Origin of the sequence: Flavobacterium reichenbachii, from assembly GCF_002217435.1 — a bacterium.
Lineage (GTDB): Bacteria > Bacteroidota > Bacteroidia > Flavobacteriales > Flavobacteriaceae > Flavobacterium > Flavobacterium reichenbachii.
Map to the genome: position 1 here is coordinate 1 of NZ_MUHF01000045.1, position 6,761 is coordinate 6,761.

Annotated in this window: 6 protein-coding genes; 4 read left to right on the plus strand and 2 right to left on the minus strand. The window is 33.1% G+C overall.

Translation table 11 applies throughout. The features are described 5' to 3' along the window. The 4 genes from B0A68_RS24600 to B0A68_RS24240 form a co-directional block, all read left to right on the plus strand. Positions 1–419 (plus strand): hypothetical protein (locus B0A68_RS24600; RefSeq protein WP_165770647.1); only part of this gene is annotated, 419 nt, incomplete at its 5' end. 118 nt (positions 420–537) lie between these two features. Further along, positions 538–1,122: a hypothetical protein gene (locus B0A68_RS24230; protein WP_035681075.1), complete on the plus strand. Its 585-nt coding sequence runs from the start codon at positions 538–540 to the stop codon at positions 1,120–1,122. Continuing rightward, entirely contained in the window at positions 1,123–1,698 is a 576-nt protein-coding gene (locus B0A68_RS24235) for a Crp/Fnr family transcriptional regulator (protein WP_035681076.1), read from the plus strand. Between the two features lie 77 nt (positions 1,699–1,775). Further along, complete coding sequence (locus B0A68_RS24240) at positions 1,776–2,747, plus strand: quinone oxidoreductase family protein (RefSeq protein WP_035681079.1); 972 nt, start codon at positions 1,776–1,778, stop codon at positions 2,745–2,747. 65 nt (positions 2,748–2,812) lie between these two features. On the opposite strand, the gene B0A68_RS24245 is transcribed toward B0A68_RS24240, so the two are convergent. Together B0A68_RS24245 and B0A68_RS24250 are read right to left on the minus strand one after the other, a co-directional pair. Beyond that, entirely contained in the window at positions 2,813–4,555 is a 1,743-nt protein-coding gene (locus B0A68_RS24245; RefSeq protein WP_035687718.1) for a DUF885 domain-containing protein, read from the minus strand. A 46-nt stretch (positions 4,556–4,601) separates the two neighbouring features. Then, the gene (locus B0A68_RS24250) at positions 4,602–6,578 is read right to left on the minus strand and encodes an alpha-ketoacid dehydrogenase subunit alpha/beta (protein WP_035681082.1); all 1,977 of its coding nucleotides are present in this window, start codon (positions 6,576–6,578) and stop codon (positions 4,602–4,604) included. Positions 6,579–6,761: the final 183 nt, after the last annotated feature.

The window sequence follows — 6,761 nt, forward strand, 5'->3', positions numbered from 1 at the left end:
CTATATATTCTGCCTATCAAACTGGAGATAATCAAAGTTTTATTATTTTAACTTCTATTCTGATAGTGGTGCTTTTTGTTTACTTTTTTGCTTTTAAATTTTCTATATATAAAACATCTTGGATTATAGAAAAATTGAAACTCGATAAAGGCTTTGATACTAATACAATAGAATTAAATTCAAATGAATATAAAATTATTTCGATAGCTGTAATTGTGATTGGAGGTTTAATATTTGTTGAAAATATTCCAGTTTTATTTAGACAGATTTTTGTATTTTTTCAACAGGAAATGCTTTTCAAAGATTATCCGCAATCAGGATGGATGGTGTTTAATTTTATTAAGATTCTAATTGGCTATTTATTGATGACAAATAGTTTTCGAATTGCAAAATTTATTCAAAATAAAAACAAAGAATAAGGTTTTATAATTTACCTAAGTTTAAGTAGTCATTATTATGGAAAATAATTTTACTAAAGTAATGTCGAATAAGTCAGACAAGGAATTAATTATAATCTAATTTGAAATAATTTAAATTATGACTTTAACCGATAAACATATCATTTATGAAAATGATTGTCGAAAAATGTTTGTTGGACAGACAATTCTTGGGATTATTTATGGAGAAATAAAATATTATTTTGAAGATATTAACTATAATGATACAGAACCTTCCTATTTAACATCGTATCCTGATATTGATAGTTTGGACCATTCCGTATATTTTAAAACAAATAATAAAACAATTTACGTTTTTTGGGACAGTACATTTTTCAGCTACGGACTTTCATCAAAAGAAATTGATTTGATTGAAACCCCAAATGATTATGAACAAAAGTGGGATGTTTCTAATGAAGAAAAATGGATTACTGTAATTGGGCAGAAAATAGTTGATTTTAAAATAGAATGGGAACAAGTCTCTACTGCAAATATGAATGGCACTAATAAAAAGTATTACATATGTCCGCAGACTTTTACACTTAAAACAGAAAATGGAACAATTATAATTTTGAGTGCCTCAGAATTTAAAAATTCGGAACAAAATACTATTTTTGGTATGACTGATAATTTGCTTGTAACGACAAATACCGCATTAGCAAAACAACTTAAAATTATACAATAAATGTTCAGCCAATTCCGAAATGAATTCCCTTTAAGCGAAGAAAAATGGAACGAATATATTAGCTACTTTGATCGCATTGAAGTTCCTGCAAAAACAATACTTTTAAAAGAAGGCGAAATTTCAAAAAAGCTTTTTATTATCGAAAAAGGCTGTATTCGTGTTTGGTTTAACAATAACGGAAAAGATTTAACAACTCAGTTTTTTTTCGAAAATCAAAGTGTCGCTTCCATAGAAAGTTTTATGAAAAAATTCCCAAGTCAGGCTGCTGTCGAAACTATTGAGCCATCGGTTTTATGGTACATTCATAAAAATGATTTGGATAAAATTCTGGAAGAAATTAAAGAAATTCCAGACTTGCGCGATCGATTAATCAATATGCTTTTTCAGCGTACATTCGATTATATGAAATATTTTGTTTCTTTCATAAAAGACTCTCCTGCTCAGCGTTATCTGAATTTAATTGAAGAAAGACCTCAAATTATTCAGCGCGTTCCACAGCATTATATTGCTTCATATCTTGGCGTGACTACAGTTCATTTAAGTCGTATTAAAAGTAAACTTCTTCAGAAAAAATAACGCAATTTCATTTGATAACAAATGTTATCGCATGCTTGTAAATGACAATCTAATTTTGCTTCATAAAATTTAATAATATGAAAGCAGCTGTTATTTATAAAAAAGGCGAAATGCCAAAATATGCGGAATTTGCAGATCCAATAGTACAAAACGAAAACGAGGTTTTAATTTCTGTTAAAGCCGCTGCCATTACAAATCTGGATAAAGGAATTGTAAGCGGGCAGCATTATTCATCAGAAAAAGAAAATCAAAACGGAACGGTAATTGGCAGTGACGGCGTAGGTTTTTTAGAAAATGGAATTAGAGTTTATGCCCGCGGGATCTCCGGAACAATAGCAGAAAAAGCAGTTGTAGAAAAGCAGAGAATGGTTTTATTGCCAGACGGAATTTCCGATGCAACGGCGGCTGCCATGCCAAATGCAGTTGCAGGATCAGCAATGGCTTTACGTTTTAGAGCCAAAATACAAGCCGGAGAAACCGTTTTAATAAATGGTGCAACCGGATTTACAGGACAAATGGCAATTCAGATTTCAAAACATTATGGTGCAAAGAGAATTATTGCGACCGGAAGAAACGAAAAAACACTCCAAAGCCTTTTAGAATTGGGGGCCGACGAAATAATCTCTTTAAAACAAGATGACGATACTTTTGTTTCTCAGCTAAAAGCAATTCATCAAAATACACCAATTGATGTTATTTTGGATTATTTATGGGGACATTCAGCAGAACTCATTCTTTCAGTTTTAAAGGGAAAAGGAAATTTCACCAATAAAACCAGATATGTTTCTATTGGTTCAATGTCTGGAGATACGATTCAATTATCTGCCCAAATTCTGCGCAGTGTAGATTTACAGCTTTCAGGTTCAGGATTAGGAAGCTGGACAAAAGAAGAAGTGAAATTATTGTTTTCGGAAATTCTTCCTGAAATGTTTCTTTTGGCAGCTCAAAACAAACTAAAAGTAAATATTGAAACGGTTAATTTACCCAATATCGAAGAAATGTGGAACAAAGAAGTTCCAGATGGTAAGCGATTGGTGGTTGTAATTTAAAATAAAAAAAGGTTTGATGAGATCGTAATTTCATCAAACCTTTTTAGATTAAAGTATTTCGGAATTTATTCTTTAGAAAGCATCAATTCTTTAATGTATTTTACTGGAGCACTTCCAAAACTTAAGAATTTTTCATGAAATTTTTTCAAGTTGAATTTGTCTCCTTCTTTCTTTTTAAGTTCTTCTCTTAAATTATAGATTTCTGTATAACCAGTAAAATAAGAACACAATTGCACTTGAGATAAAGTGACGCGTCTCCATTTTCCGTCTGCTTCTGCCTGCTGCTGAAAAGCTTCTTTGGTTAATAAATCCAGAGCTGCCACTTTAGACATGTTTTTGGTATGAACGCTTATATCTAAGATTGTATTACAAGTTGTTCTTAAATTCCACTTATAGTACATCAACCACATTTCGTCAGAATTTTTATAACCGCTTTCCAGCATCATTTTTTCAGCATAAACTGCCCATCCTTCTATCATGGCGCCATTTCCTAAAATAGATTTTATAATGCTTGGAGACTGATTGCTGTAAACTAATTGTGTGTAATGCCCTGGTATTGCTTCGTGAATATTTAAAATCTGAAGAATATAATCGTTGTATTCACGCAAATAACTTTCAGCATTTTCTGCCGTCCAGCCAGACATGCTTCCAACATTATAATACGTATTAGCGTTTTTATCATACGGTCCAGGCGCAGAAATAGAAGCTCCTGCAACACCCGCCATATAAGCAGGCTCTTTGCGTACAACCAACGGTTTTGATGGATCGATGTATAATAAATCTTTAGCCTTTACATAAGCAGTAAGTTCTGGAATCTGCTTTTCAATTTCAGATTGAAATTTTTCAGGAGTTGTGTGCTGCAGCGAAATTTTATCAATAACCTGTTTGATTAATTCTAATTTATCTGCCGGTTTTGGTTCGCTGCCTTTATATTTTGTCCAAAGTTTATCAGCAAGAACAAACATTTTCTCGTGTAAATCTTTTTTATGATCTACTGCTATTTTATAAATTTCATCAGCAGTATAACCTGATTGAATGTCAAATGCGAATTTTTTAGCATACAATGCATTCCCAAGTCTAAAAGAACGAGGAGTTTTATTAGGTAATTTTTTAAGCCAGTCGGCATAATCAGTAATTGCTTTAACAGATACTTTAGCTTTTTCCAGTATTTCTTTTTTTTCAGCTTCAGTTAATTTACTTTTTGCTAATGCTGCATTCAAATCTTCATTAAACACAGAAGATCCGCCTAAGTTTTGTGCAATCGCCAGTTCTGTATGTTCAATCGTTGGGTTTTTAATATTTTTTTTAGCCGCTTCGTAATAAGCCGGAATATTATTCATTTTGGTATTAAAAGCACGAAGACGTACTTCTAAGCTGTCATAATTTCCATTTAAAATCTCTGCAAAAGCACCACAGACATTGTATTCAGAAGGATTCCATTCTGATGATTTCAATTCTTTAATACCAAAAATTGCACCTTCCAGCTGATTTTGTATCATTTGGAAATCTGTTTTATTCTTATCAGATAAATTATCAATATTATAGTGTTTTAAGGAATCTAACTGCGCATTTACAAAATCAAGCTGTTTTTTATCTGCCGCAGCATCTGGAATTATTAAAACATTATCAAATTTATGATAACCAACACCAGAAGCCCAGCCTGGATAAATCTCCCATAAAGAAGTTATTAAACCATCTTTATAAGTATCAAATTTTTTGTCTAAAGCTTTATCCTCCGAATTTTTTGTGCTTTTGCCGCAGGAAATAAGCAGCGCCGCGGTACAAATGGAAATAAACAGTTTCTTCATAATATATTTGTTTTTAGTATTTTTAGTGGTATTTAATAAGTTAAAACTAATATTCAATCAATTCTAATAAAGCTTTTTCAAAACGGCCTTTTGGCAGAAATTGATCTTCCAGCGCTTTTGTAAATGGAATTGGCGAATCTAAACTTGCAACTCGTTTTACCGGAGCATCAAGATATTCAAAACATTCCTCCATAATAAGCGCAGCAATATCGCTGGCAATACCTCCGAACAAAGTATCTTCCTGATAAATAATTGCTTTTCCGGTTTTTCTCACCGATTCAAAAATAGCTTCGGTATCAAGTGGCTGCAAAGTTCTCAAATCAATCAAATCAGCACTTATTTCGGGATTATTTACTAAAGTTTCTATTGCCCAATGCACAGGTGCGCCAAAAGCAATAATCGTTACGGCTTTCCCTTCTTTTATCAAAGCAGCTTTTCCTAAAGGAATTGTATAATAATCAGCAGGAACATCTTGATAAACACTGCGGTATAACTGTTTATGTTCAAAAAATAAAACCGGATTCGGATCATTGATAGAAGTATTCAGCAATCCTTTTGCATCGTAAGGGAAAGCAGGATAAACAACCTTTAAACCTGGAGTTTTGGTAAACCACGCTTCATTGGTCTGCGAGTGAAATGGCCCAGCCTGCGTACCGCCTCCGCAAGGCATACGCACTACGACATCTGCTTTCTCGCCCCAGCGATAATGCGATTTGGCTAATAAATTTACAATCGGATTAAAACCTGTAGAAACAAAATCGGCAAACTGCATTTCTATAATCGCTTTATAACCATTTATGGATAATCCCATTCCGGCAGATACAACAGCGCTTTCGCAGATTGGAGTATTTCGAACACGGTCTTTTCCGAATAAATCAACAAAGCCTTCCGTAATTTTAAAAGCGCCGCCATATTCAGCAATATCCTGACCCATAATAATAAGATTATCGTGACGTTCCATAGACTGCTTTAAACCAGCGCTGACAGCATCAATAAAGCGAATATTTTCAGTTGATGAACCAGGATTAATTTCTTCATATTGAAAAGGTTTGTATACATCATCTAATTCTTCGCTGTAAGAAGGTACAATTTCGGCTTCTGTATTTGCCAGGTTCAAATTTTGATCAATTTCAAGTTTTATCTGCTCTCTTAATTCGGCGTCATATTCTTCACTAAGGATTCCCTCCTTAACGAGAAACGTTTTGTAATTATCGACAGGATCCCTAGTTATCCATTGTTTCATTAATTCTTCTGGAACGTATTTAGTACCGCTCGCTTCTTCATGTCCGCGAAGTCTAAAAGTCTTAAATTCTAATAAAACAGGATGAGGATTTTCCATCATCTGCTGTTTTAACAGAGTGATTTTATTGTAAACTTCCAGAATATTATTTCCATCAATAATATAACTTTCAATTCCGTATCCTATTCCTTTATCTGCTAAGTTTTCGCAGTAATATTGTTCATTTGTTGGTGTAGAAAGTCCGTAGCCATTATTTTCTATAATAAACATTACAGGAAGCTGCCATACTGCTGCGATATTTAATGCTTCATGAAAATCGCCTTCACTTGTCGCTCCTTCTCCCGTAAAAACAGCAGTTATTTTTTTATTCTTTTTAAGTTTATCCGCCAAAGCAATTCCGTCTGCAATTCCTAACTGTGGACCCAGATGCGAAATCATTCCAATAATATTATATTTCTGGGTGCCAAAATGAAAACTGCGGTCACGACCTTTTGTAAAACCTCCTGCTTTTCCCTGCCATTGCGAAAACAATCGGTGAAGCGGAATTTTTCGGGTTGTAAAAACACCTAAATTTCGATGCATTGGCAAAATATATTCAAAATCATCTAAAGCCGCAGTAACTCCCACAGAAATAGCTTCCTGCCCTATTCCAGAAAACCATTTGGATACTTTTCCTTGTCGAATCAGGATCAGCATTTTTTCTTCTATCAACCGGGGTTTAAGTATTTTTTTGTATAAATCTAATAATTTATCATCGGTCAGGTTTTGTTTGTAAAAGATCATTGGTTGTTTTTTATGTTTGAATGTAAATATAAAAATTTGAGCCGCTTTTTATCGTCTGCAGGTAATGAAAGTTACCAATTAAGTTGCTTTTTAAATTTTTGGCGAATATATAAGGTATTTCTTATTTAATATTGGTTTTTCATCAAAAAAAATTCGAGCTTAAAATTACAATTAATGTTATTT

Coding starts and splice junctions, on each gene's coding strand:
- B0A68_RS24230 (WP_035681075.1), top strand. CDS start 538: ATGACTTTAACCGATAAACATATCATTTATGAAAATGATTGTCGAAAA.
- B0A68_RS24235 (WP_035681076.1), top strand. CDS start 1,123: ATGTTCAGCCAATTCCGAAATGAATTCCCTTTAAGCGAAGAAAAATGG.
- B0A68_RS24240 (WP_035681079.1), top strand. CDS start 1,776: ATGAAAGCAGCTGTTATTTATAAAAAAGGCGAAATGCCAAAATATGCG.
- B0A68_RS24245 (WP_035687718.1), bottom strand. CDS start 4,555: ATGAAGAAACTGTTTATTTCCATTTGTACCGCGGCGCTGCTTATTTCC.
- B0A68_RS24250 (WP_035681082.1), bottom strand. CDS start 6,578: ATGATCTTTTACAAACAAAACCTGACCGATGATAAATTATTAGATTTA.